26 protein-coding genes, 1 tRNA gene and 1 riboswitch are annotated in these 24,408 nt (G+C 70.1%); of the genes, 17 read left to right on the top strand and 10 right to left on the bottom strand.

Annotated elements, in window-relative coordinates; genetic code table 11:
• Window positions 1-12: 12 nt before the first annotated feature.
• The 4 genes from HWD93_RS12650 to pstB all read left to right on the top strand — a co-directional run bounded on the left by HWD93_RS12650 (window position 13) and on the right by pstB (window position 4,125).
• Entirely contained in the window at window positions 13-1,122 is a 1,110-nt protein-coding gene (locus tag HWD93_RS12650) for a phosphate ABC transporter substrate-binding protein PstS (RefSeq protein WP_070417791.1), read from the top strand.
• A gap of 145 nt (window positions 1,123-1,267) precedes the next feature.
• Window positions 1,268-2,215, top strand: a complete 948-nt coding sequence (pstC, locus tag HWD93_RS12645; protein ID WP_070417790.1) for a phosphate ABC transporter permease subunit PstC — start codon at window positions 1,268-1,270, stop codon at window positions 2,213-2,215.
• 13 nt (window positions 2,216-2,228) lie between these two features.
• Window positions 2,229-3,314: a phosphate ABC transporter permease PstA gene (pstA, locus tag HWD93_RS12640; RefSeq protein WP_092385143.1), complete on the top strand. Its 1,086-nt coding sequence runs from the start codon at window positions 2,229-2,231 to the stop codon at window positions 3,312-3,314.
• Window positions 3,315-3,345: 31 nt separating this feature from the next.
• Window positions 3,346-4,125, top strand: coding sequence for a phosphate ABC transporter ATP-binding protein PstB (gene pstB / locus HWD93_RS12635; protein WP_070417788.1), 780 nt, complete (start codon window positions 3,346-3,348; stop codon window positions 4,123-4,125).
• 378 nt (window positions 4,126-4,503) lie between these two features.
• Here the strand turns inward: pstB and HWD93_RS12630 are convergent, their stop codons facing one another.
• The 3 genes from HWD93_RS12630 to HWD93_RS12620 form a co-directional block, all read right to left on the bottom strand.
• Complete coding sequence (locus tag HWD93_RS12630) at window positions 4,504-5,385, bottom strand: anti-sigma factor domain-containing protein (RefSeq protein WP_092385145.1); 882 nt, start codon at window positions 5,383-5,385, stop codon at window positions 4,504-4,506.
• Window positions 5,382-5,981, bottom strand: coding sequence for an ECF RNA polymerase sigma factor SigK (sigK, locus tag HWD93_RS12625; RefSeq protein WP_071295870.1), 600 nt, complete (start codon window positions 5,979-5,981; stop codon window positions 5,382-5,384). Before sigK ends, HWD93_RS12630 begins: the two co-directional genes overlap by 4 nt.
• A 514-nt stretch (window positions 5,982-6,495) precedes the next feature.
• Complete coding sequence (locus HWD93_RS12620; protein ID WP_070417785.1) at window positions 6,496-7,125, bottom strand: DNA-directed RNA polymerase subunit beta; 630 nt, start codon at window positions 7,123-7,125, stop codon at window positions 6,496-6,498.
• Between the two features lie 125 nt (window positions 7,126-7,250).
• Here HWD93_RS12620 and HWD93_RS12615 point away from each other — a divergent pair, with 125 nt between their 5' ends.
• Window positions 7,251-7,412, top strand: a complete 162-nt coding sequence (locus HWD93_RS12615) for a hypothetical protein (protein ID WP_175473634.1) — start codon at window positions 7,251-7,253, stop codon at window positions 7,410-7,412.
• Window positions 7,413-7,464: 52 nt separating this feature from the next.
• Window positions 7,465-7,537 (top strand) — tRNA-Lys (locus HWD93_RS12610).
• Window positions 7,538-7,593: 56 nt separating this feature from the next.
• Here HWD93_RS12610 and HWD93_RS12605 read toward each other — a convergent pair.
• On the bottom strand, window positions 7,594-7,938 hold the full coding sequence (locus HWD93_RS12605; RefSeq protein WP_083403398.1) for a tyrosine-type recombinase/integrase: 345 nt from the start codon (window positions 7,936-7,938) through the stop codon (window positions 7,594-7,596).
• Window positions 7,939-8,187: 249 nt separating this feature from the next.
• Between HWD93_RS12605 and HWD93_RS12600 the strand changes: the two genes are divergently transcribed.
• The 4 genes from HWD93_RS12600 to HWD93_RS12585 all read left to right on the top strand — a co-directional run bounded on the left by HWD93_RS12600 (window position 8,188) and on the right by HWD93_RS12585 (window position 12,688).
• The gene (locus HWD93_RS12600) at window positions 8,188-9,906 is read left to right on the top strand and encodes a hypothetical protein (protein WP_071295868.1); all 1,719 of its coding nucleotides are present in this window, start codon (window positions 8,188-8,190) and stop codon (window positions 9,904-9,906) included.
• Window positions 9,907-10,225: 319 nt separating this feature from the next.
• Window positions 10,226-11,329, top strand: coding sequence for an acyltransferase (locus HWD93_RS12595; protein WP_070417784.1), 1,104 nt, complete (start codon window positions 10,226-10,228; stop codon window positions 11,327-11,329).
• A 63-nt stretch (window positions 11,330-11,392) separates the two neighbouring features.
• Window positions 11,393-12,202 (top strand): SGNH/GDSL hydrolase family protein, encoded by an 810-nt coding sequence (locus HWD93_RS12590; RefSeq protein WP_175473635.1) that lies wholly within the window; start codon window positions 11,393-11,395, stop codon window positions 12,200-12,202.
• Window positions 12,203-12,367: 165 nt separating this feature from the next.
• Window positions 12,368-12,688 (top strand): hypothetical protein, encoded by a 321-nt coding sequence (locus HWD93_RS12585; protein ID WP_070417782.1) that lies wholly within the window; start codon window positions 12,368-12,370, stop codon window positions 12,686-12,688.
• A 179-nt stretch (window positions 12,689-12,867) separates the two neighbouring features.
• Here HWD93_RS12585 and HWD93_RS12580 read toward each other — a convergent pair whose 3' ends face one another.
• Together HWD93_RS12580 and HWD93_RS12575 are read right to left on the bottom strand one after the other, a co-directional pair.
• Window positions 12,868-13,800: an aldose 1-epimerase family protein gene (locus HWD93_RS12580; RefSeq protein ID WP_261646994.1), complete on the bottom strand. Its 933-nt coding sequence runs from the start codon at window positions 13,798-13,800 to the stop codon at window positions 12,868-12,870.
• Window positions 13,797-14,684, bottom strand: coding sequence for a DeoR/GlpR family DNA-binding transcription regulator (locus HWD93_RS12575; RefSeq protein ID WP_261646993.1), 888 nt, complete (start codon window positions 14,682-14,684; stop codon window positions 13,797-13,799). Before HWD93_RS12575 ends, HWD93_RS12580 begins: the two co-directional genes overlap by 4 nt.
• Before the next feature lie 64 nt (window positions 14,685-14,748).
• Here HWD93_RS12575 and galT point away from each other — a divergent pair, with 64 nt between their 5' ends.
• Window positions 14,749-15,858 carry a galactose-1-phosphate uridylyltransferase gene (gene galT, locus HWD93_RS12570; RefSeq protein WP_261646992.1) on the top strand — a complete coding sequence of 370 codons (1,110 nt, stop codon included), beginning with the start codon at window positions 14,749-14,751 and terminating at the stop codon, window positions 15,856-15,858.
• On the top strand, window positions 15,855-16,991 hold the full coding sequence (galK, locus tag HWD93_RS12565) for a galactokinase (RefSeq protein WP_261646991.1): 1,137 nt from the start codon (window positions 15,855-15,857) through the stop codon (window positions 16,989-16,991). The genes galT and galK overlap by 4 nt, the downstream gene beginning before the upstream one ends.
• 40 nt (window positions 16,992-17,031) lie before the next feature.
• On the opposite strand, the gene HWD93_RS12560 is transcribed toward galK, so the two are convergent.
• The 4 genes from HWD93_RS12560 to glyA form a co-directional block, all read right to left on the bottom strand.
• Window positions 17,032-17,535, bottom strand: coding sequence for a hypothetical protein (locus HWD93_RS12560; protein ID WP_261646990.1), 504 nt, complete (start codon window positions 17,533-17,535; stop codon window positions 17,032-17,034).
• A gap of 29 nt (window positions 17,536-17,564) precedes the next feature.
• The gene (locus HWD93_RS12555) at window positions 17,565-18,017 is read right to left on the bottom strand and encodes a hypothetical protein (protein ID WP_261646989.1); all 453 of its coding nucleotides are present in this window, start codon (window positions 18,015-18,017) and stop codon (window positions 17,565-17,567) included.
• A gap of 204 nt (window positions 18,018-18,221) precedes the next feature.
• Window positions 18,222-19,133 carry a tetrahydrofolate dehydrogenase/cyclohydrolase catalytic domain-containing protein gene (locus tag HWD93_RS12550; RefSeq protein WP_261647001.1) on the bottom strand — a complete coding sequence of 304 codons (912 nt, stop codon included), beginning with the start codon at window positions 19,131-19,133 and terminating at the stop codon, window positions 18,222-18,224.
• Window positions 19,134-19,159: 26 nt separating this feature from the next.
• Window positions 19,160-20,443 (bottom strand): serine hydroxymethyltransferase, encoded by a 1,284-nt coding sequence (gene glyA, locus HWD93_RS12545; protein ID WP_302847420.1) that lies wholly within the window; start codon window positions 20,441-20,443, stop codon window positions 19,160-19,162.
• Window positions 20,444-20,502: 59 nt separating this feature from the next.
• Window positions 20,503-20,588, bottom strand: a riboswitch (ZMP/ZTP riboswitch).
• Between the two features lie 37 nt (window positions 20,589-20,625).
• On the opposite strand from glyA, the gene clpS reads away from it, so the two are divergent.
• The 5 genes from clpS to HWD93_RS12520 are packed head-to-tail and all read left to right on the top strand — an operon-like array spanning window position 20,626 to window position 24,318.
• On the top strand, window positions 20,626-20,925 hold the full coding sequence (gene clpS / locus HWD93_RS12540; protein WP_261646988.1) for an ATP-dependent Clp protease adapter ClpS: 300 nt from the start codon (window positions 20,626-20,628) through the stop codon (window positions 20,923-20,925).
• Window positions 20,922-21,398, top strand: a complete 477-nt coding sequence (locus HWD93_RS12535; RefSeq protein ID WP_070417774.1) for a DUF2017 family protein — start codon at window positions 20,922-20,924, stop codon at window positions 21,396-21,398. Before clpS ends, HWD93_RS12535 begins: the two co-directional genes overlap by 4 nt.
• Window positions 21,395-22,336 carry a GNAT family N-acetyltransferase gene (locus tag HWD93_RS19520; protein WP_261646987.1) on the top strand — a complete coding sequence of 314 codons (942 nt, stop codon included), beginning with the start codon at window positions 21,395-21,397 and terminating at the stop codon, window positions 22,334-22,336. The genes HWD93_RS12535 and HWD93_RS19520 overlap by 4 nt, the downstream gene beginning before the upstream one ends.
• 51 nt (window positions 22,337-22,387) lie before the next feature.
• The gene (locus HWD93_RS12525; protein ID WP_261646986.1) at window positions 22,388-22,819 is read left to right on the top strand and encodes a MarR family winged helix-turn-helix transcriptional regulator; all 432 of its coding nucleotides are present in this window, start codon (window positions 22,388-22,390) and stop codon (window positions 22,817-22,819) included.
• A complete protein-coding gene (locus HWD93_RS12520) occupies window positions 22,816-24,318 on the top strand; it encodes an MFS transporter (RefSeq protein ID WP_261646985.1) in 1,503 nt (500 codons plus the stop codon). Before HWD93_RS12525 ends, HWD93_RS12520 begins: the two co-directional genes overlap by 4 nt.
• The last annotated feature ends 90 nt before the right edge of the window (window positions 24,319-24,408 follow it).

Here is a 24,408-nt window from a genome sequence, read left to right as displayed (position 1 = left end):
GAAGGGACCCCTGTGAACATCAAGCGAATCGGTACGGTCGCGGCAATCGCGATCGCCGGCGCGGTCGTGCTCTCCTCGTGCGCGGCGAACGAGGACGCGGGCAACACGCCCTCGTCCAGCTCGAGCTCCGGCACCGACTACTCGAAGCTCTCGGGCACGCTGACCGGCTCGGGTTCGTCCGCCCAGCAGACGGCCGAGGCCACCTGGGCCGCTGGTTTCCAGAACGTCGCCTCCGGCGTGACGGTCAACTACTCGCCCGACGGTTCGGGCGCCGGCCGCAAGAACTTCATCTCGGGTGCTGCCGACTTCGCCGGCTCCGACGCCGCGCTGAAGGACGAGGAGCTCGCGGGCTCGTTCGCCCTGTGCGCCGCGGACTCGAAGGCCATCGACATCCCGGTCTACATCTCCCCGATCGCCATCGCCTACAAGGTCGACGGCGTCAAGGACCTCACGCTCGACGCGAAGACCATCGCGGGCATCTTCTCGGGCAAGATCACGAAGTGGAACGACTCGCAGATCGCCGACCTGAACAAGGACGCGACCCTGCCGGACGCGAACATCACGGTCGTGCACCGCTCCGACGACTCGGGCACCACGCAGAACTTCTCCGAGTACGTCGCGGCGAACGCCAAGGACGTCTGGACCGAGGCCCCCAGCCAGACCTTCCCGTACCAGGTCGGCGACAGCGCGAAGGGCACCTCGGGTGTGGCCTCGGCCATGGCCAGCGCCTCGAACGCCATCACCTACATCGACGACTCCGGCGCCGGTGACCTCGACAAGGCGAAGCTCATGGTCGGCGACAAGGCCACCGAGATCTCCGCCGAGGGTGCTGCCAAGGTCGTCGCGGACTCCGAGACGGTCTCCGGCCGCGCGGACAACGACCTCGCGATCGACATCAACCGCACCGACACGGCCGAGAACGCCTGGCCGCTGGTGCTCGTCTCCTACGCGATCGCCTGCCAGGAGTACAAGGACGCCGACAAGGGCAAGCTCGTGAAGGGCTACCTCGACTACGTCGTCTCGAAGGACGCGCAGGACGCCGCCGCGAAGGAGGCCAAGTCGGCCGCCCTCTCGACCGACCTCGCCGAGAAGGCCGCGAAGGCCGTCGCCTCCATCAAGTAAGACACCCTGAGCGCCCGGACGCCGGTCCCACCCACCTGACCGGCGTCCGGGCCCTCGCCGGTCCGCTCCACGCTCCGAGCGGACCGCGCACCACCGGACACCCCCGACCCGTCGCCTCCCCCGGCGTTCCTCCGACAGGAGTCCCATGACGACCGCACCGGCCCAGCCAGTGGCCCCCGTCACCCCCAAGCCGAAGCCCGTCGTCCGCATCGGCGACCGCGTCTTCTCCGCCGCGTCGGTCATCGCCGGCGGGCTCATCCTCTTCGTGCTGGTGCTCGTCGCCGCCTTCCTGGTCTGGCAGAGCATCCCGGCGTTCTCCGCGAAGGTCGGCGAGCTGCCGAACAGCGCCACGAACTTCTGGGACTACGTCGGCCCCCTCGTCTTCGGCACCGTCTGGTCCGCGCTCATCGCGCTCGTGATCGCCGTGCCGCTCTCGCTCGGGATCGCGCTCTTCATCTCGCACTACGCCCCGCGCCGGATCTCGCCGGTGCTCGGCTACGTGATCGACCTGCTGGCCGCGGTGCCGTCGGTCGTCTACGGCCTCTGGGGCATCGTGGTGCTGGCACAGTTCGTGAAGCCGTTCTACGTCTTCCTGAACACCTACTTCGGCTGGATCCCGCTGTTCTCCGGGCAGGTGTCCGGCACGGGTCGCACGATCCTGACCGCATCGATCGTCCTCGCCGTCATGGCGATCCCGATCATGACCGCGGTCATGCGCGAGATCTTCCTGCAGGCACCGCGCCTCAACGAGGAAGCGGCCCTGGCCCTCGGCGCGACCCGGTGGGAGATGATCCGCCTGTCGGTCCTGCCGTTCGCCAAGTCCGGCATCGTGTCCGCGATCATGCTCGGCCTCGGTCGTGCGCTCGGCGAGACGATGGCGATCGCGTTGGTGTTGTCGGTGTCGACGAACGTCACCTTCCAGATGCTCACGTCGCTGAACCCCTCGACGATCGCGGCGAACATCGCCCTGCAGTTCGCCGAGGCGTCCGGCACGGCCCTGAACGCGCTCATCGCGTCGGGTCTGATCCTCTTCGTCATCACCCTGGTCATCAACATGCTCGCGCGGTACATCGTCCGCAAGCGAGTGAGCTGAGAGGTACGACCCGATGTCCCTCGCCATCCGTCAGTCCGGCGTCGCCGGCAACGTCTACGCCAACGGCAAGCTGCACAAGTCCGTGCCGTGGCTGCTCCTCGTCGGCTCCTGGGTCGCGCTGATCCTCGTCTTCGCCCTGCTCAACGCCGGCGGCGCGGTCAAGGACTTCAACGTCGTCGCGGCGCTCTTCCTCGGCACCGTCCTGTTCGACGTCCTCATCGTGGTCGTCTCGCGGATCGTCGAGGGTGGTCGCAAGGCCGTCGACCGGCTCATCACCTCGCTCGTCGTCACGGCGTTCGTGATCGCGGTCCTGCCGCTCGTCTCCCTGCTCTACACGGTGCTCGCGGACGGCCTCGCCCGCTTCGACGTGGAGTTCTTCTCGTACTCGATGCGCGGCGTCATCTCCGAAGGCGGCGGCGCGCTGCACGCCCTCATCGGCACGCTCGAGATCACGCTGTTCGCTGCCCTGATCTCGGTGCCGATCGGGCTGCTCACGTCGATCTACCTCGTCGAGTACGGCACGGGCGCCCTCGCCAAGGGCATCACGTTCTTCGTCGACGTCATGACGGGCATCCCCTCCATCGTCGCCGGCCTCTTCGCGTACTCGCTCTTCGCGCTGTTCCTCGGCCCGGGCGCCCGCTTCGGCCTGGTCGGCTCGGTGGCGCTGTCGGTGCTGATGATCCCGATCGTCGTGCGCTCCACCGAAGAGGTCCTGAAGATCGTGCCGATGGAGCTCCGCGAGGCCTCGTACGCCCTCGGCGTCCCGAAGTACCTCACGATCCTCAAGGTCGTGCTCCCCACGTCGCTCGCCGGCATCACCACCGGCGTCATGCTCTCGATCGCCCGCGTCATCGGCGAGACCGCCCCGCTGCTGGTCACCGCCGGGTTCACCGCGAGCATGAACTACGACCTGTTCAAGAACCCGATGATGACCCTGCCGGTGTTCGCGTACACGCAGTACTCGCAGCAGGGCGCCAACCCGGTACCGTTCGTCGACCGGGCCTGGACGGCAGCCCTCCTGCTCATCCTCATCGTGATGCTGCTGAACCTGCTCGCCCGCTTCATCACCCGCCTCTTCGCCCCCAAGCTCTCGCGCTGACGCGCGGATCCACCCACCCCGAAGGAACACAGTGTCCAAGCGCATCGAGGTCGACGGCCTCAACGTCTACTACTCGAAGTTCAAGGCGGTCGAGGGCGTCGACATGACGATCGAGCCCCGCACCGTGACCGCGTTCATCGGTCCGTCCGGCTGCGGCAAGTCCACCTTCCTCCGCACCCTGAACCGCATGCACGAGGTCATCCCGGGCGCCTACGTCGAGGGCTCGGTCAAGATCGACGGCGACGACCTGTACGGCGCGGGCGTCGACCCGGTGCTCGTCCGACGCCAGGTCGGCATGGTGTTCCAGCGTCCGAACCCGTTCCCGACGATGTCCATCAAGGACAACGTGCTCGCGGGCGTGAAGCTCAACAACAAGCGCCTCTCCCGCTCCGAGTCGGACGACGTCGTCGAGCGGTCCCTGCAGGGCGCGAACCTCTGGAACGAGGTCAAGGACCGCCTCGACAAGCCCGGCATGGGGCTGTCCGGCGGCCAGCAGCAGCGCCTCTGCATCGCCCGGGCGATCGCGGTGCAGCCGGACGTGCTCCTCATGGACGAGCCGTGCTCAGCGCTCGACCCGATCTCGACCCTCGCGATCGAGGACCTCATCGAGGAGCTGAAGAAGGAGTACACGATCGTCATCGTGACCCACAACATGCAGCAGGCCTCGCGCGTCAGCGACAAGACGGCGTTCTTCAACATCGCCGGCACCGGTGCCCCCGGCAAGCTCATCGAGTTCGACGACACCGCGACGATGTTCTCGAACCCGTCCGTGCAGGCCACCGAGGACTACGTCTCCGGCCGCTTCGGATGATCGTCGTCCGCCCGTCGCGCTGACGGTCGACCAGGAGGCCCGGTGCACGTCCGCCACGGAAGCGCACCGGGCCTTCCGGCGTGCGCGGGGCGCGGGGCGCACGTGCGCTCGTGCGCTCGTGCGCGGGCATGTTCCGACGGTCCACCAGTCGATCGACCGGTGGGACGTCGATCGATGCGCACGCAGACGGTGCGGGTGCATGTGTCGACGTTGCACGTGTCGATCGACGAGCGCGATGTCGGAAGATGCACGGGCAAGAACCGCCCGCACACGACCGCCCGCGCCCCCGCCGCGCGACCGCCACCCGCCGGGCACGACGAACTCCCCGCCCGCGGACCGTGCCACGCGAGCGGGGAGACGTGCGAACCAGTGCCCGGGTCAGGCCGAGGTGGTCGGGACCGCCATGATCGGCGTCGTCGTCGGCTGGTCCGAGCCACCGGCGGGCTCCACCGTCATGCCGATCGTCGCACCGTGCGACAGGGACCCCTTGAGGACCGCCGAGTGCACCCCGGAGGACACCCCGTCCATCAGGCCGGCAGCGTTGATCTTGCCGCCGGTGCCCTCGGAGCCGATGTACCAGAGTTCGTAGGTCTTGCCCTCCGGAGCCGCAGGGACCCCGTCGAGGATGACCGCGGACTTGCCGACCTCGTTCGACCAGACGACCGTGGCCGTCCCGCCGCCCGCGACCTTGGCGGTGCTGCGCTGGAAGTCCGATGCGGCGTAGATCCGGTCGAGTCCGCCGGACGCTTGGGTCGTGCCCGGGCCGGGCTCGTTCGAGGGCGTGAAGGACGTGCCGACGCCGAGTCCGACGCCGAGGAAGACCACGGCGACGGCGGCTGCGGCGGAGAGTGCCGCTGCCGGACGCTGGAACCAGCGACGGCGAGCCTTCTCCGAAGCCGCACCACCGGCGGACGTGAGGTCCGTGGCGGGGGCGAACCGCGCCTCCTGGCCGGCATCGCCGACCGGCGCGTCAGCAACCGGAGCGGTCGTGGCAGCCGGCTCGGACCGCGAGGCCACCGGAGCAGCCTGCGGGGTCGATGCGATCTGGGCCATCAGCGACGCCTTGAGCGACGAGGGCGGCTCGATCGGGGTGACGGCGTAGGCGAGCTGCAGCGCGGTCTCGCGCAGCGAGTCGGTCTCGGCCTGCAGCTCCGGAGAAGTGGAGAGCGCCGAGTCGAGCAGTGCCCGCTCGTCCTCCGACAGCGCGTCGAGGGCGTGTGAACCCGTCAGCAGTGCGGGGTCGTCGTGTCGTTCGGTCATGATGTCACCCCCATCTCGTCGCGGAGTCTGATCATCCCGTCACGGAGACGGGTCTTGACGGTGCCGATCGGGACACCGAGGTGGTCGGCCATCTCGCTGTGCGAGTAGCCGCCGTAGTACGCGAGTTGGACTGCCTGGCGCTGGAACTCGGTGAGCTTCGCGAGCGCCCGGCTGACGCGTTCGTGTTCGATCCGGATCTCGACCGACTCGGAGACCTGGTCGAAGCCGGCCTCGAAGTCGCGGATGCCGATCTTCGTGTCACGGTCGTGCGAGGACTGCGATGCCCGCACCCGGTCGACCGCTCGGCGGTGGGCCATGGTGAGGATCCAGCTCGCTGCGGTGCCGCGCTTGCGGTCGTAGCGGGTGGCTTGCTGCCAGACCTCGAGGAAGACCTCTTGCGTGACCTCTTCCGACTGTGCGCGGTCCCGGAGGAGCCTGGTCACGAGGCCGAGCACGCGGCCCGAGAGCACGTCGTACAGGTCGGAGAAGGCTGCCTGGTCACCGGACGCCACGCGGGTGAGGAGGTCGTCTGGGGACGCCTGAGCCGGCTCGGTCGAGCTCCAGCTCTCGGTGTCACTGTCCACGATGGCAAGCATTGCAGGTTTCCCTCCTCTCGGTTGCGATCTGGCTGTGAGTCCTGTCCGACCACGCGTTCGGGTCTCGTGGTCGGGACAGTGGTGCAGGACAGCACGAGGGCCCGCGTGACCCGCAGGGAATTGACCGCCAGGGAGCGGACCGGGTCTCGCGGGACCCTCGCTGTCGTGACCGGCTCATCGCCTGTCACGGTGATGATTCGGCACCCTCGCCCAACCGGATTGGAGCGGTTCTCACGGCTTGTCGCTGGGGCGCGCTCGGGGCACGCCCGGCGTCGGTTCTGTCCACCGAGAGTGAACAGGGTCGTGTGCACGGCCGCGGTCTCGTAGAATCGATGTCGCCGGGCCGCAGCAAGCCCCGGGCTCCAAAATTCGCCGCTTCGAGCGGCCTCGCGCCGAGAGGCGCTTCTGCGGCCCGGTTCTTCTCTGCCCGCTTCGTGCGTGCGCGTTGCGTGACCCGGTGGGCGTCGTCGCTTTCGGGTCTGGAGGCGCGGCGCGGGTCCGCCCCGCGGCCCGCTCAGTCCAGGCTGTCGCGGCGCCAGAGCGACGCCGCCTCGGTGAGGTCGGCCGCCAGTTCCGACAGGCGCAGCGCACGCGTCGTGAGCTCGGACGCCCGGTCCCCCGCCGTGAGGTCCGCGTCGTCCGCCACCGCGGTCGCGCCCGCCGCGGTGAGCCGGCAGAACGCGGCACCGCGGTCGAGCGCCACCGCGAGGTCCCCCGTGTAGAGGCCGTGCAGGATCCGGTCGGCCAGCGTCAGGATCTCCGCCGGCCCGGTCGGCTGCTCGGCGCCCGCGACGGCCTGGTCGATCGTGCCGATCCGCTCCGTGCCGCGCGCGAAGAGGTACGCGATCTCCTCCGGGTTCTGCCGGATGACGGTGCGGACGAGGTAGATCCGCCACAGTGCACCCGGGAGCGTGTGCGCCCCGACCCGCGCCCACAGCTCGGCGATGGCGTCGATGCCGTGCACGTCCGTGTAGGTCACCAGGCGCTCGACGACCGCCGGGTCCGGGTCCTGCCGCACGCGGTGGAGCAGGGCGTTCGCGGTCTCGTGCGCGACGCGGTTCACCACGGCCGGGTCCTCGCCGCCCTGGATCGCGGCGAACTCCTGGTCGGTGAAGTGGACGGGACGGTGGTGATCGCGAGGCACCGCGTCAGTGTAGGCACGGCCGGTGACGCGCCCGCCCTCCGTTCGCCCAGAACGCAACCGCTCCGTCGCGCGTACGGTGTCTGATCGGGAGGCGCTCCTCCCGCACGCGAAGGAAGAGGACTCCCATGAACCCCCTGCTCATCATCCTGGCCGTGATCGCGGTCATCCTGCTGTTCGTCGGTGGCTTCACCGCGAGCCTGAAGTTCCTGCTCTGGGTCGGCCTCGTGCTGCTCATCGTCGCGGTCGTGCTGTGGCTCGTCCGCACGCTCACCGGGCGTCGCAGCTGACCCGTCCCCTCGGTTCTTCCCGGAGGCCCTCACCCGCTAGCCTTGCGGGTGAGGGCCTCTAGCTCAGTTGGTAGAGCACCGGACTTTTAATCCGAGGGTCGTGGGTTCGAGCCCCACGGGGCCCACAGTTGCAGGGATCGAAGGCGCCAGGCGCACCGCACCCCGAACTTTCCCCGAACAATCACGCCGCAGTAGCCCGTGCGAGCAGCGAGTCGAGAGCAGCTGCCGCCCTAACCGTACCGGCGGTGCGGCTCATGTACACGTCCTGCGTGAGGCTCGGATTCTCGTGCCCGAGGAACTCGGCGATCTCGCGGGTGCTCAGCCCAGCCTGGTCGAGCACCGTGGCCACGGTCTTGCGGAAGCCGTGTGATTTGAAGCCAGGGAAGCCCAGTCTGTCTCGGTTCGCGCGCCAGTCTGCCTCCGTGTTCGACGACACTCTCGCTGGCGCACCACCGATACGGCCGGAACTCACCGTTCCCTTCCTCCACCGACGGAAGTAGCGAGGCACGTCCGAGCACAGCGCCATGGCGCGCGCGCCTCCCGCCGCCGGTACTAGACCTCTCGACCAGGACTGGCGACTGGGTCTGTCGATCGACGCGGCGTCACGAAGAGGCCCGAACGACAGCGAGTCTCAGGAGCCCTCTTGATCGCTACGCTGCCAGGACGACTCAGGGTGGTGTGCCCACTACGGGGTACATCAGCTTCGCGATAGGTAGCGGCAGACTTGCGACCGATACTCACATCCGCGAGTGATCGTGGTGACGAACGGACGAGCATGCTCCCCAAGATTCCTGGATACACGGACGACTCCCCGTCGCTTGCCGCCGAGTGGCAGCAGCCGCCCGGTGACTACGCAACCGAGTTGTGGCCTAGTGGCGCACTCGGGTCGATCGAGGAGCATCCCACAGGTTGGCTTGTTGTCGAAGAGCATGACTACTCGGCATCGTCCGGCTCGTCCGGCGTCTCAACCTTCTTGACCAGCCTTGATGGATGGGCGATCGCAGCAGATCACTTCGATTGGGATGCTCGGTACCTCGGCGACTACTCCTTCGATGAATACTCCGGCGACGAGACAGGCCTCGCGCAGGACGATCGGGGGATTATCGCCGAGTTTTTCGTTGACACTCAGTCGAATCACGGCCTAAAGCCTCGGACGGTTGACGTGTCCTTGCCGTTCCAGTGGTTCTGGAATGCTATGAGAGACGGCAACAATTGGAGCTATCTTGATAGCGCAGGCAACGAGCATCCCCTCGTCCGCACAATTGCCACTTCCGACTCCTGGCGCGTCGAGGTGAGCGCGCGCGAATTCCGCCGCTTCCTTGAGCGGACAAGACGTGTCGCCGTCATCCAATACGACGTTGTCACCTATGCCAACTCCGCGCCCTTCGCGTCTACGTCGGACCAGTTCCGCAATGCTTGGGCGTCCTTCACGTGGACTCCTGTTCGCGACGCTATTGGCCACGGCTATAACGCCTTCTCCAGACTGCTGGGAAAGCGGCTAATCAGCGGGATGAGCAGCGGCCCCATTCCTCCCGCTCTCGATCACGAGGACCCGCGGAGCAACGAGCACCCCGACTACATCATCGGGGTGGATCCACAGACAGGCTCTGACCGAGTCTTCACCAGCGACCCCGAGAGGTTGGCGAATTACTTCGGGAAGAACCCTGAAGCTCCTCATTACCTCACCCTCGTGCACTTTGACCAGCGCGTTCTCAATAAATATCGAGATGAGCCTTCTAAGTACGAGGTGACCGCGACGCGGCTCAGTTGCCTTGGGCTCTGGTCTCTCGGGCTAGGCACAGGCACAGAAGGTTCCATCCAAGTTTACCTTGGTGACCTCGGTCGAGATCTTCCATGGCAAGAGCGAGCGCACTGGAAGAGCTACAACGTTCCACCCAGGGGCACTATGGATGAGTCTCGCTTCCGGCGTGATTTTCTTGCCGAGTGGGCTGGTGGCCCGACCACCCTGGAGGAGTTGCGAGCGAATCTCGAAAGCCTCCGGCAGACCGCCTTGGAGAGGCTGAGCACGCCTGTCATACGTGAGCTCGATAGCCACGACCGACTCAACTTCGAGCGACTTACGCCTCCAGGGACTGATGAGCGACACGAATTGGTCTTGCCAGTGATCACTCTGACGAAGGCACTTGTCGACGCGATCGATGTGAAGGGCCTACGGACATTCCTCGGTGCCGGTCATGAGGAAGAGCGAGGGCTTGCTCTCCTCGAATCTGTGGTTGTTCGAGTAGGCGGCTCCGCCACCATGGTTCAGCCGTTTCGGGCGCTTCAGCGACTGAGGTCCTCTGGTGGTGTTGCGCACTGGGGTGGAAGCGAAGCGGGCAAGGTGATAAAGGCGCTCGGCCTGGAGGGCATGAATCCGGCTGAGACAATTGAGTTTCTCGCCGCTGGGATTTCCGCCTCGCTAAAGGACCTGCGGGACCTCATCTCCGATACCCCGGGCGAGCCCGACGCGCCCCGCACGGAGCCTTCGAAGTGACGCGCGGTCCTCACGTCGGGCAGTGCTGGCACGTCCTCCCTCTGGTCGTCCGGAGGGGTTGGGGATCGTCCCGCGCGCTTGTGGAAGCGCCAGGACCGCTTAGCGAGCCCGAACTTACCCCGCACAAAAGACGGAACCTCGCGCAGTTCCACGCAATCCCTAGGCAGCCGTCCGCGGGTCCGTCGGCGGCCAGCGGAACATGGTGCGACCCCGCGGAAGGCTCCTACGCCTAATCCGAGGGTCGTGGGTTCGAGCCCCACGGGGCCCACCGAACGTGACCGTTCCTTGGCTTGGCCGGGCTTCCCGTAGGATCGTCGGCATGCGCGATCGCCCAACCGGCAGGATCGGCTCACTGGACGGACTCCGCGGCGTCGCTGCCGCCGTCGTCGTCGTCCACCACGCCTTCCTCTCAATCCCGACCCTCTCGGACGGCAACTACCGCCGCGACGTCCCCGACTGGGCGAGCTGGATGGTGTACTCCCCCGCCCACCTCGTGTGGGCCGGCAGCGAGGCCGTCTTCGTCTTCTTCGTGCTGAGCGGCTTCGTCCTGACCCTCCCGGCCCTCCGCCGGTCGCAGGACTGGATCGCCTACTACCCGAGCCGGCTCGTCCGCCTCTACCTGCCGGTGGTGGCGTCGATCGCACTCGCGCTCGTGTTCTTCTTCCTCGTGCCCCGGCAGGACCAGCCGCACCAGTCGTTCTGGATCAACCGGCACGCCGAGCCGTTCACCCTGCACGGCCTCGTGAACGACCTCACGCTCCTCGCTCCGACGCTCGTGAACAGCCCGCTCTGGTCGCTCACGTGGGAGGTCCTCTTCTCCCTGCTCCTGCCGCTCTTCGTCTCGATCGCCGCGGTCACCCGACGCTGGTGGTGGGTGACCGCCATCGTCGCCGTCTTCCTGTCGGCACTCGGCGAGTACGAGCACTCGAAGTGGCTGATGTACCTGCCGATGTTCCTGCTCGGCTCCGCGCTCGCGGCCGGCTGGGAGCGCCTGCCGGACGTCCCGACGCTGCTCGGCTGGGTCCTGCTCGTGGTGAGCCTGCTCGGCATCACCGTGAAGTGGTGGCTGCCGACGACGGCGTGGTGGTCGCCCGTGCTGCCCGCGATCATCCTCGCCTCGGCCGGCACGATCGTCGTGCTCGCCGGCAGGTGGTTGCCCGCCGAGCGCTTCCTGCTCGGCGCGATCCCCCGCGAGCTCGGACGGCTCTCGTTCAGCCTCTACCTCGTGCACGAACCCATCACCGTGTCCGTCGCGAACCTCCTCCCGCGTGCCCTGCCGTCCTGGCTGGTCCTCGTCGCCATCCCGATCGGCATCGGCGTCGCCTACGTGTTCTCGCGGCTCGTGGAACTGCCGGCGCACCGCTTGGCGAAGCACATCGCGAAGTCGCTCTCGAGCCGTCCACCCGTCCCGCAGGCTGTCTGACGGTTCAGCACCTCGCCGGGCGGGTGTCCGGGGGCACGGATGCTGAGCACCTACAATCCCGGTGTGGCTCGACGAACCGACGGCGGTGTGCCCGGCGGCTCCCGTCGGTCCACCGCGCAGACCAGGCGCCGACGAGCGGTCCCCGCGATCGCCCTCGGCGCCATGTGCCTCGGCATCGCCGGGCTGCTCGTCATGCTGCCCGCCGTGTCCGACGCCTGCCAGCCGGTGCCCGCGACGTCCGACTTCTCGGCTGAGCAGGTTGCGGACGCGATCGCCCCGGGCTCCGACGTCCTCATCGTCGGCGACTCGTACACGACGGGTCGCGGTTCCTACGACGACGTGCACGGGTGGGCGCAGGACCTCGTGTCCGAGCGGCAGTGGGACGCCACCATCAACGGCTACCCGGGCACCGGCTACGTGAACCCCGGCCGCGGTCGCTCCTCGCGCGCCGTCTACCTGTCCCGGATCGAGCAGCGGGCAGCACTCACGCCGGACCTCGTCATCGTCCAGGGCAGCCAGAACGACTGGCTCACCGACTCCGCCACCCTCGAGAAGACTGTCGAACGGACGCTCCGGCAGGCCGAGGTGCAGTGGCCGGACGCGGTCGTGGTGGCGATCGGCCCGTCGGCACCCCAACCGCGCGCCGAGGCCACGACCGGCATCAACGACGCGGTGGCCGCCGGTGCCAGCGCCGTGGGCGTCCCGTACATCGACGCGATCGACGGGCAGTGGTTCACCGCGATGAACAGCGGCAGCTACGCCGCGACCGACCAGCAGCACCTCAACGACGCCGGGTACCTGTACCTCGCGGGCAAGATCGACGCCGAGCTCGAGCAGCTCGCGACGCAGCCCGACGGCGAGCAGTGCCTCTGAGCACTCGACCGGGGTACAAGTCGTCCTCAGGAGCCTCAGGGTGGTTCCACTGCACAGTTCAGTCCGCGTTCAGCCGACTGTTGGGCTGCCGCCGATAGTGTCGTTCCCGGATCCGATCGACGGATCCTGCAGCACCGCACCATCGCAGAACGAACGGGGTACACCGTGATCGAGCCCATCGAAGCCACGCAGACCAGCACCACCGGTGATGCGCGCCGCATCGTCGAGCTCGCAGCAGCGACCAACACGACGATGAGCAACGAGCTCCTACTCGACACGCTCCGCCGGAACGCCCAGGTCACGACCCGCCACATCCGCAAGGACTTCGTCGAGGTCGCGACCGGCACCGCGGTGCTCGGCTACGTCTGCCGGCAGCGCAAGGACTTCATCGCCCTCCGCGGGGACGACCCGGCGTGGGCGCACGAGGTGGGCCGCTACGCGAGCGAGTCCCTCGCGGTCGAGGCGCTGCGCATGCGTCGCGCCTGACCCTCCCGGACGAACGACGAAGGCCACCCCACCTCGGGGCGGCCTTCGTCGTGTCCGGCGCGGACCAGCGGCGGGTGCCCCACCCGCCCGAGTCTCGCCTCCGCGGACAGATCAGCGGCGCTGGGCACGCGAAACCGTCCGCACGGCCGAGTCTCGGCTGCGGACCGGCCGCGCCCGGGTCAGGACCAGACGCGGCGGATGCCCCAGCTGCCGGTCCAGGCCTCGTCGGGCTCGAGCCAGCGCAGCCCCTCCCCGGAGTTGAGCGCGTCGGCCGGCGCCGTCATCGGCTCCACCGCCACGGCCAGCCCGGTGCCGTCGCCACGGGGGAACTCGCGGGAGGTGAACACCTGCACGTACGGGAACGACGCGTCCTGCCAGAGTTCGACGCCGTCGCCCTCCGGCCCGTGCATCGTCGTGCGGCGGATCCCCTCGGCGTCGGGTGTGACGTCCGTGTAGGCGGTGTCGAGGTCGGCGTCACCGGCGCGGACGCCGGAGCGCAGGTCGAACGGGGTGCCGTCGACGGCCACGGTGCCGTTCGGGATCTTCCGCTCGTCCACGGTGAACGCCGTCGCCGCGTCGAGCCGGACCACGAGGTCCTCGGCGGGGGTGTCCCCGGCACGGAGGTACGGGTGCGCGCCGATCGCGAACGGCGCACGCGCGCCGGAGCGGTTCACGACCTCGTGCGTCACCCGGATGCCGTCGTCGACGAGCTCGTGGTGCACGCGGGTCTCGAGCGTGAAGGGCCAGCCGTGCTGCGGGTGGATCGTGGCTTCCTGGACGATGCCGGACTCGGTCTGGGAGACCACGCGGTACGGCGCGAACCGGAGCAACCCGTGCGAGGCGTTGCCGTACTTCGGCTCGGAGACGTCGAGCTGCTGCTGCTTCCCGTCGAGTTCCCACACGCCGCCGGCGACGCGGTTCGGCCACGGCGCGAGCACGATCCCGTTCGCCCCGGGCGGCTGCGACGTGACGGGGAACGGCTCGGTGAGGTCGAACCCCGCGACGCGGAGTTCCCGGATGCCGGCCGCCACCTCGGTGACGATCGCCTCGACGACCCCGTCGGGTCCGGCGTGGCGGAGGTGGTACTGCCCTCCGGTGGGAGCTGCGGTCATGAGGTACGGGTCCTTCCCGGTGCGGATGGTGCGGATCGTGCGGATGGTGCAGATGGTGCGGGTACTGCCGGCTCGTCCGCCACGACCACCTCGACGCCGGCCGCCCGGATCGGGGCGACCTGCTCCGCCGTGGTCTCGGCGGTGACGACGACGTCGATGTCCTCGAGCGCGCGGACGACCCCGATGTGGGCCCGGCCGAACTTCGACCCGTCCGCGACCACGACCGTACGCCGAGCCGCGGCCGCGAGCATCCGCTTCGCCTCGGTCTCGGGCAGGTTCACGTTGGTGAGGCCGTGCGCGACGTCGACCCCGGTGCCACCGAGGAACACGAGGTCCGCGGCGATCATCGGCAGCAGCGTGCCGTTGAACGGCGCCACGAGGGAGTGCTGCAGCGGACGGAGCGTCCCCCCGGTGACGATGACGGTGAAGCGCGGGACGGCGGCCTCGAGCACGAGCGCGGTCGTCAGCGAGTTCGTGACCACCGTGACGTCGACGAGGTCCTCGCGCGCGACCAGTGCCGTCGCCACGGCGGCGGGCGTGGTGCCGACGTCGAGCACGACGCACTGCCCGGAGCGCACGAGCGCCGCCGCGGCGCGGCCGATGGCGGCCTTGGCCACCTGGTGCTCGACGGCGGTCTCCTCGAAGGGGCGCTCGGTGGAACCGGCCCCGAGGCGGACGGCACCGCCGCGGACCCGCCGGATCCGCGCCTCCTGGTCGAGCAGGGAGAGGTCCTGCCGGACGGTCACCTCGCTGGTGCCGAGGGCCGCTGCCAGGGCGGCCGTGCGGACGAGTCCGGGCGCGCCCTCGACGATCGAGACGATGCGGTCCTGCCGCAGCGGCGCGGGGAGTGCGCCGGCCAGGAAGGAGAGGTCGTCGTCCGTCATGCCACCAGTTTCGCGTGCTTACGAACACTTTCGCAATGCTTCGTGGAGCCGCTAGGGTTGTGCGGTGATCACCAAGCGCGTGACGAAGCTCGCGGACGGACGCGACCTCTTCTACTTCGACGACGCCGACTCGACGCTGCCCGCAGAACGCAGCGTCGACCAGCGTGTCCTCGACCCGCGGCCGGAGACGGCACGCATGCGGCAGGACGTCCTCACGGGCGAGTGGGTGTCCATCGCGGCGAGCCGGCAGAACCGCGTGTTCCTGCCGCCGGCCGACCAGGACCCGCTCGCGCCGCAGTCGGCGGAGAACCCCTCCGAGATCCCCAGCCGCTACGACGTCGCGGTGTTCGAGAACCGCTCCCCGTCCTTCGGCCCGATGCTCGCTGGAGCCGACGGGGCGGACGACGCCCCGCCGTCGCTTGACTCCCTGACCGAGGTCGGGCTGAACCGGCAGTTCCGGAGCGTCGGGCGGTGCGAGGTCGTCTGCTTCTCGCCCGCGACCGAGGGCTCCTTCGCGTCGATCTCCGAGTCACGCGCCCGCACCGTGGTCGAGGCGTGGGCGGACCGCACGGCGGCGCTGTCTGAGATGCCCGGCATCCAGCAGGTCTTCCCGTTCGAGAACCGGGGCGAGGCCATCGGCGTCACGCTCCACCACCCGCACGGGCAGATCTACGCCTACCCCTACGTCACCCCGCGCACCCAGCGCCTGCTCGAGAGCATCGAGCGGTTCGGGCCGGACCTGTTCGAGCAGCACCTCGCGAACGAGCGCGCCTCCGACCGGGTCGTCCTCGCCGGTGAGCACTTCACCGCCTTCGTGCCCTTCGCCGCACGCTGGCCCATCGAGATCCACATGCTCCCGCACCGGCACGTCCCCGACTTCGCCGGGCTCACCGACGCCGAGAAGGACGAGCTGGCGCACATGCACCTGCGGCTCACCCGCGGGATCGACAAGCTCTACGACGACCCGACGCCGTACATCGCCGCGTGGCACCAGGCGCCGGTGCACACCGGCCGCGACACCGTGCGGCTCATGCTCCAGATCACGTCCCCGCGTCGCGCGGCGGACAAGCTCAAGTTCCTGGCCGGCAGCGAAGCCGCCATGGGCGCGTGGATCGGGGACCTCGTCCCCGAGAAGGCGGCCGAGTTCATCCGAGGAGGGATCGAACGCGCATGACGTTCCAGCAGGTCTACGGGTACGAGCCCGCGGTACGGTACTCCGCGCCCGGCCGGGTCAACCTCATCGGCGAGCACACCGACTACAACGACGGGTATGTGCTGCCCTTCGCCATCGACCGTCGCACGACCGCCTCGATCGCGCCCCGGGACGACCGGCTGCTGCGCGTCGCGTCGGCGTTCGACGCGGGCACCGTCGTCGAGCTCTCCCTCGACGAGCTCGCGCCCGAGCGCATGGACGGCTGGTCGGCGTACGTCCTCGGCATCGCGTGGGCACTCCGCGAGCAGGCGGGCGCGGACCTCACCGGCAAGACCGGCTTCGACGTCTTCATCGAGTCGGACGTCCCCGTCGGTGCCGGGCTCTCGTCGAGCGCGGCGATCGAGTGCGGCGTCGCACTCGCCTTCAACGACCTGTGGGAGCTCGGGCTCGACCGGAAGACCCTGGCCCGGGTCGGCCAGTACTCCGAGAACCACGCCGTCGGCGCCCCCACCGGGATCATGGACCAGTCCGCGTCGCTGCTCGGCGAGCAGGACGCGGTCGTCTTCCTCGACTGCCGCACGCTCGACACCGCCGTGGTCGACCTGGCGCTCGAGGCGAACGGGCTCGAGGTGCTCGTCGTCGACACGCGCGTCGAGCACGCGCACGCCACGGGCGGCTACAAGGCCCGTCGCGAGTCGTGCGAGCACGGTGCGGCCGTGATGGGCGTCGAGGCGCTCCGCGACCTGTCGGTCGACGACCTGCCGCGCGCGCAGGAACTCCTCGACGACGAGACCTTCCGCCGTGTCCGGCACGTCGTGACCGAGGACCAGCGCGTCCTCGACACCGTCCGCACGCTACGCGAGCACGGGCCGCGGGCGATCGGGTCCCTGCTGGTCGCGTCGCACGAGTCGATGCGGGACGACTTCGAGATCTCGGTGCCGGAGCTCGACCTCGCGGTCGCGACCGCGATGGAGCACGGTGCGGTGGGCGCGCGGATGACCGGTGGCGGCTTCGGTGGTGCGGCGATCGCGTTGGTCGACCAGGAGGCGCGGCAGACGATCGCAGACGCGGTCACCGCCGCCTTCGCCGCGGCCGGGTACCGCGAGCCGACGGTGTTCACGGTGCACGCCGCGCAGGGCGCCCGGCGCGACTGACGCGCCGGGTCCCGCGGGCCGGCCGGCCGGGGGCCGCGGGTCAGCGGGTCGCGTGCCCGGTGGTGACGGTCACGCCGCCCCACGGGAAGCCGTGCGGGTGCAGGACCTCGTGGTCGATCTGGTCCATCACGACGTGCCCCTGCCACACGGTGTAGATCAGCACGCCGACCACGACGACCACCGGGACGGCCAGGTACGCCGCGAACCGGACGACGTCACCGAGCGAGCGCTTGCCGAACCGCGCGAGCATCGGCGGCAGGAACACCCCGACGACGACCACGAGGAGCAGGACGGCGATCGCGGCCGGCGCCGTGTGTCCCTCGACGTTCACGGTGGGCGGCGCACTCGACAGCGGGTTGCCGGCGTTGTCGATCCAGTGCCCGTCGCTGTCCGTCCCGCCGTACTCCGACGAGGCGGACCACATCGTGAGCGTCGGGTACGACAGGAGCGCGACGGCCCCGATCAGCACGAGGCCCCGCGCTCGCGGTCGCAGCTGCCGTCCGGCGTGCGCCATCACGGGCGCGGTCTGCACGTTCTCCCCCATGTTCGAGACCGTAGCACTGCGGTCGACGCTCACGGCGCGCCCTCGAGTCGCTGGATCGACCACGAGACGTCGCCGATCGTGAACGGGTGCAGGTCGCCGTGCGCGACGGCCCAGTACACCCACTGCCACTGCACGATGAACAGCACCCACACCAGCACGGTCACCCCGACCACCCCGGCCAGACCGAGCGCGAGCACGCGGTCCTGGTCCCACCGTGCGGCTCCGCGCCGAGCGACCCCGGCGACGAAGCCGGCCACCGCGAGGCCGACCGTGAGGAGCACCCACCCGATCCACGGCCGGGCCTCGAACTGCACGAAGCCGAGTTCGTGCACGTCCGTGCTGCCGGGCAGCCGCGGCTGAGCGGACCAGTTCTGTCCGAGGACCTGCAGGAACAGGCACAGCAGCGTGATCCAGACGAGCTTGCGGGCGTCCTTCGTGAAGAGCGACTCGCGTGCCCGGGGCTCCGCGGCGGAGGTGGTCATGCCCGAACGGTAGCGCGGTGCCGGCCGCGGCAGAAGCGCCCGTCCGAGGCACGCCCCAGGCCCGGCCACCTCGGGCCCGCGCGGACGTGGCGGCGGCGACCCGCGCCTCCCGACCGTGCTTCGTGAGCAGAAATGGTCGGGTTCCACGACGGGACCCGACCATTTCTGCTCACGAAGCGCACAGCGCGGCACGCGCGACGCGCGCTAGTGCAGGTGGCGCTCGGCGGCCTCGACCACGTTCTTCATCAGCATCGCGCGGGTCATCGGGCCGACACCGCCGGGCGTCGGCGACAGGAAGCCCGCCACCGAGGCGACCGCGGGGTCGACGTCGCCCCGGAGGCGAGCCTTGCCCGTCTCCGGGGAGACCACGCGACTGATGCCGACGTCGATGACCGCCGCACCGGGCTTCACCCAGTCCGGCTGCACGAGCCCCGCGACACCGGCCGCGGCGACGATGATGTCCGCCCGGCGGCACTCGGCGGCGACGTCCTCGGTGAGGGAGTGGGTGAGGGTCGCGGTGGCCTCGAGCCGCGTGAGGAGCAGCCCGAGCGGACGACCGACCGTGAGCCCCTGCCCGATGATCGTGACGTGCTGGCCCCGGATCGGGACGTCGTACGCCTCGAGCATCGCGACGATGCCGCGCGGGGTGCACGGCAGGGGTGCGTCGATCGTGCCGGCACCGCCCGGGACGGCGAGCACGAGCTCACCGAGGTTGGTCGGGTGCAGGCCGTCGGCGTCCTTCGCCGGGTTCATCAGCTCGAGCATCGGGATCGGGTCGATCCCCTGCGGCAGCGGGAGCTGCACGATGAACGCGGTGACCCGGGGATCGTCGTTCATCTGCAGGATCGCTGCCCGGATGTCGGCGGCCGACGCGGTCTCGGGCAGGTCGATGCGGACCGAGTCGAGCCCGATCTGCGCCGAGTCGCGGTGCTTGCCCGCGACGTAGGACACCGAGCCCGCGTTCTGGCCGACCATGATCGTGCCGAGCCCGGGGCGGAACCCGTGGTCGTGCAGCCGGTCGATGCGGACCTTCAGGTCGTCGAGCGTGCGGGCGGCGAGGGCGGTGCCGTCGATGCGGACGGCACTGCCCTCACCCGCCCAGCGCTCGCGCGGCAGCGGCGCGGGCGACGGGGCGGCGCCGCTCACGCGTAGAGCGGGAACGCGTCGGTCAGGGCCTTCACCCGGGCCGAGAGCGCGTCGATGTCGGGGTTCGGCATGAGGGTCAGCGCGATGATGTCCGCGACCTCGGTGAACTCCGCGTCGCCGAAGCCACGGGTGGCCAGCGCCGAGGTGCCGATGCGGACACCCGAGGTGACCATCGGCGGGCGCGGGTCGAACGGCACGGAGTTGCGGTTCACGGTGATGCCGACCTCGTGCAGGAGGTCCTCGGCCTGCTTGCCGTCGACCTCGGACGTGCGGAGGTCCACGAGCACGAGGTGCACGTCGGTGCCACCGGTGAGGACGTCGATGCCCGCAGCCTTCGCGTCGTCGGCCGTCAGCCGTGCGGCGAGCGCCTGTGCACCGCGGATCGTGCGCTCCTGGCGCTCCTTGAACTCCGGGGTGGCGGCGAGCAGGAACGCGGTGGCCTTGGCGGCGATCACGTGCATGAGCGGACCGCCCTGCTGGCCCGGGAACACGGCCGAGTTGAGCTTCTTGAAGAGCGACTCGTCGTTGGACAGGATGATGCCGGAGCGGGGGCCACCGAGGGTCTTGTGCACCGTCGAGGACACCACGTGGGCGTGCGGCACCGGGGACGGGTGCAGGCCGGCGGCGACGAGACCGGCGAAGTGCGCCATGTCCACCCAGAGCTTCGCGCCGACCTCGTCCGCGATCTCACGGAACTTCGCGAAGTCGAGCTGGCGCGGGTAGGCGGACCAGCCGGCGATGAGGACCTTCGGCTGGTGCTCGATGGCCTTGGCGCGGATGTCGTCGTAGTCGACCTCGAACGTCTCCGGGTCGACGCCGTACGCGACGGCGTTGTAGATGCGGCCGGAGAAGTTGAGCTTCATGCCGTGGGTCAGGTGACCGCCGTGCGCGAGCTCGAGGCCGAGGATGGTGTCGCCGGCGGAGGCGATGGCGTGCAGGACGGCCGCGTTGGCCGTGGCGCCCGAGTGCGGCTGGACGTTGGCGTACTCGGCGCCGAAGAGCGCCTTCGCGCGGTCGATGGCGAGCTGCTCGGCGACGTCGACGTACTCGCAGCCGCCGTAGTAGCGCTTGCCCGGGTAACCCTCGGCGTACTTGTTCGTGAGCACGGAGCCCTGCGACTCGAGGACGGCGCGCGGCACGAAGTTCTCCGACGCGATCATCTCGAGGGTGTCGCGCTGGCGGCCGAGCTCCTGCTCGAGGACGCGGGCGATCTCGGGGTCGACCTCGTTCAGCGGGGCGTTGAAGGCGGTGTTGGTGGCTGCGGGGGGCAGATCGGTGATGGACACGGGACTCCTCGTTGTCTGTTCCGTCGCGCACGCGCACGACGAGGTGGACGGGTGGGCGCGGCCCAGGCGTACGGCCGCGCACCGTGTCAGGTGTCGCTCCCCGATGGTGACCCATCCAACGCCAGTCGCGACCCCCCGATCGTACCGAGCGAGCAGGTTCGTGTCACCCTGGGTGCATGACCCTGTTGACGCCCGACGTGGACGAGCGCACCGACGCCCGCACGAGCGTGCGACCGGACACGCCGTGGGTCGCCGTCGTGTGGGACGACCCGGTGAACCTCATGTCCTACGTGACCTACGTCTTCCAGCAGCACTTCGGCTTCCCGCGGGCGAAGGCGGAGCGACTCATGCGCCAGGTGAACGACGAGGGACGCGCGATCGTGGCGACCGGCCCGCGCGAAGCGATGGAGGCCCACGTCGAGGCCATGCACGGCTACGGGCTGCAGGCCTCGGTGGACAGGGCGCCCGCTCCGTGATCCCGTTCGTCCGCCGTGCCGACGGCGTGCACCTCGCCATGTCCTCCGGCGAGCGCGGCGTGCTCACGTCGTTGACCGAGCAGCTGCAGCAGGTGCTCGACGGGGACCTCGCATCCGACCCGGTCGCGGCGCGGATGTTCCCGGACGCCTACCGCGACGACGCCGAGGCGAGCGCGGAGTTCCGGCGGTGGACCGAGTCGGACCTGGTGGCGAGGAAGACCGAGAACGCCCGGGCCGTGCACGCGTGGCTCACCGGGGCACGGGACGGCGCCTTCGAGACCTCGGACGAGCAGGCCTGGCTGCGCTGCCTGACGGACCTGCGGCTGACGATCGCGGACCGGCTGGGGATCGTGGACTCCGCCACGGAGGAGCAGTCGTACACCGCCGACGCGGGCGTCGGCCTCCGGGACGTCTACGACTGGCTCGGGTACGTGCAGGAGCACCTGGTCGAGACCCTGACCGGTCCGCGGTGAGCGTCGCCTTCCGCCCCGTCGACGGTGACACCCTGGAGGCGCTGCTCGCCTTCTCGACGGACGAACCGGTCGCGTGGATCGGTGCGGACCGGTACCGGGCCGAGTCCGCCACGGGCAACTACCGCCCGGAGTGGTCGTGGCTGGCCCTGCGGGACGGTCGTCCCGTCGGCCGCGCCCTGTGGTGGGGCGGCGCGGACGCCACGGCACCGTCGACACTCGACGACTTGCTCATCGCACCGGGGTCGTCCGACCCCGACGAGCGCCGGGAGATCGCCGCCGGACTCATCGCCGCCGGCGCCGCCGCGTTCGGTTCGCTGCCGGAGTGGATCGTCGACGTCGCGGTGGACTGGCACACGGACGACGACGCCGTCGCGGCCGTGCGGTGGCGGACGGAAGCGGCCCGTGCCGCCGGACTCGGACGGATGACCGAGCGGGTCAGCGTCGCGCTCGAACAGCCGGGCGCTCCCGCGACGGGGCCGGGGTCGACGCCGGCCCTGCGGTTCCGCGGCGGCGACGACGCCGAGTTCGTGGACCTCTTCGCGCGCGTCACCGTCGGGAGCCTCGACGCACACACGCTGGCCGCGGTCGCCGAACTGGGCTCGCGGGGTGCGGCCGCCGACGACCTCGCGTTCTACCGGTCGCTGCCCGGATCACGGGACGGGTGGCGGATCGCCCTCGACGCGGAGGGGCTCGTCGTCGGCTTCGTCATCGCGACCCGGACGGCGTACGACGCGGCCGTCAGCTCCATCGGCGTCCTGCCGCAGCACCGGGGGCGCGGCATCGTCGACGGACTGCTGGCCGAGGCGGTCCGGGTGCACGGCGCTGCCGGTGCACCGCGGGTGGTCGGGACGACGGACGCGACGAACACCCCGATGCGTCGGGCGTTCGAGCGTGCGGGGTTCGTGGTGACGAAGCGGCGGATCGTCTTCGAGCCCTGATTTCAGAAGGCAGCCTTGCAAGTTCGCCTGTCGAAGTAGTACCGTGACGGTATGGAATCGGACGGTGACGGATCGGACGTACTCGCCGGTGCGCTGCTGACGCTGTACGGCAAGATCCGCCGCACGACCCTGGTCGGCAAGGTCGACGACGTCACGGCCTCGCAGTCCGCCGCACTCGGTCGGCTCGTCCGCGACGGCTCGACCACGACCGCCGAACTCGCCCGCGCCGAGGGCGTCCGGCCGCAGTCGATGGGCGCGACCGTCCAGGCGCTCGAGGATCTCGGCCTCGTCACCCGCACGCAGGACCCGACCGACGGGCGCCGGACCATCGTCGCCGCGACCGACGCCGGTCGCGCCGCCCGCGACGAGTCCCACCGCGCCCGGACCCGCCTGCTCGCCGAGCGCCTCGCGACGCTCGACCCCGACGACCGTGCCACGGTCGCCCGCTCCCTCCGCATCCTCGAACCCCTCGTCGAACCGTGACCACCCTGAGGGGCGACCCGCGTCGACCGACGCGAGCCGCGCCTCCTGGCCGTCACGGCGCGACCCCCTCGCAAAGGCAGCCGACCACGTCCACCGCAACCGCCCCCACACCCGTCTCCCCGTCGACCGGCCCCGGCGGCAGCGGCTTCGGCCCGAAGCTCCTCGTGCCGGTCCTGGTCGGACCGCTGCTCAACCCGATCAACACGACGATGGTGTCGGTCGCCCTCGCGCCGATCTCCCGCGACCTCGGGATCGGTGCCGCGCAGGCGATCTGGCTCGTCGCGGCGCTGTACCTCGCGAGCGCCATCGCGCAGCCGACGATGGGCAAGCTCGCCGACCGGTTCGGTCCGAAGAAGGTGTTCCTGACCGGACTCGTCATCGTCGGGATCGCCGGGATCGTGCCCGAGTTCCTGACCGGCTTCGGCGGCGCGGTGTTCGCGCGCGTGCTGATCGGCATCGGCACCTCGTCGGCGTACCCGGCCGCGCTGACGACCCTGCGCCAGCACTCCGCCCGCATCGGGAAGCCCACCCCGCCGCTCGTGCTCGGTGCGCTGTCGATCACGTCGCTCGTGTCCGCCGCCGCCGGGCCGCCCCTCGGTGGAGCGCTCATCGCCGCGTTCGGGTGGCACGCGATCTTCCTCGTGAACGTCCCGCTCGCCGCCTTCGGGATCGTCGTCTCCGCGCTGTGGCTGCCGTCCGACAAGCTCCGGCCGCGGACCGACGAGGACCTGCCCGTCCTCACCGCACTCGACCCGTTCGGGATGCTGCTCATGACCGGCTTCGTGTCGGCGCTGCTCGTGTTCCTGCTCGACCTGTCCGCCGGACTCTGGTGGCTGCTCGGCACGGCGGTCGTGCTGCTCGTCGCGCTCGTGCTCTGGGAGCTCCGCGCCGTGCGGCCCTTCGTCGACGTTCGAATGCTCGCCCGGAACGGTGCCCTCTCGCGCACGTACATGCGGCTGTTCCTCGTCTACCTGCTGGCGTACACGATGACCTACGGGTTCTCGCAGTGGGTGCAGGACGTCGCGGGGTACTCGAGCGACGTCGCCGGGTACATGCAGCTGCCCGCGGCGATCGTCGCGGGGGTCGCGTCGTTCCTCATCGCCCGGAAGACCGCCGTGCGGGGGCCGCTCATCGTCGCGGCCGTGGTGCCGATCGTCGGCGGGCTGCTCCTCCTGCTGCTCCACACCGGGTCGCCGGTGTTCCTGCTCGTCCTCGCGCCGGCGCTGTTCGGCGTGCCGCAGGCCCTGGCGTCCGTGTCGAACCAGGCGGCGCTCTACCGGGTGGTGCCCGCGGAGTACATCGGGACCGCGGCGGGGCTGTCCCGGACGAGCGTGTACATCGGAGCGATCGGGGCGTCCTCGCTGATCGGCGGGGTGTTCGGCCAGGCCCCGACGACGCCGGACCTGCACGTGCTGGCGTGGGTGATCGTGGGAGTCGCGGTGCTGTTGAGCGTCCTGACGATCGCCGACCGGGCGTTGTCGCGGCCGCTCCCGCGCTGACGCGGCGGGGCGGAGCGCGCCGCGCCCGCCCGTCCGCCGGCCAGACGTGCGCACAACCAAAGACACGTCGAACCGCGCGATCGTCCGGTT

Source organism: Curtobacterium sp. C2H10, from assembly GCF_025407985.1.
GTDB lineage: Bacteria > Actinomycetota > Actinomycetes > Actinomycetales > Microbacteriaceae > Curtobacterium.
Note: the sequence above shows the minus strand (reverse complement) of the source record. Positions and strands in the feature narration are given on the sequence as shown.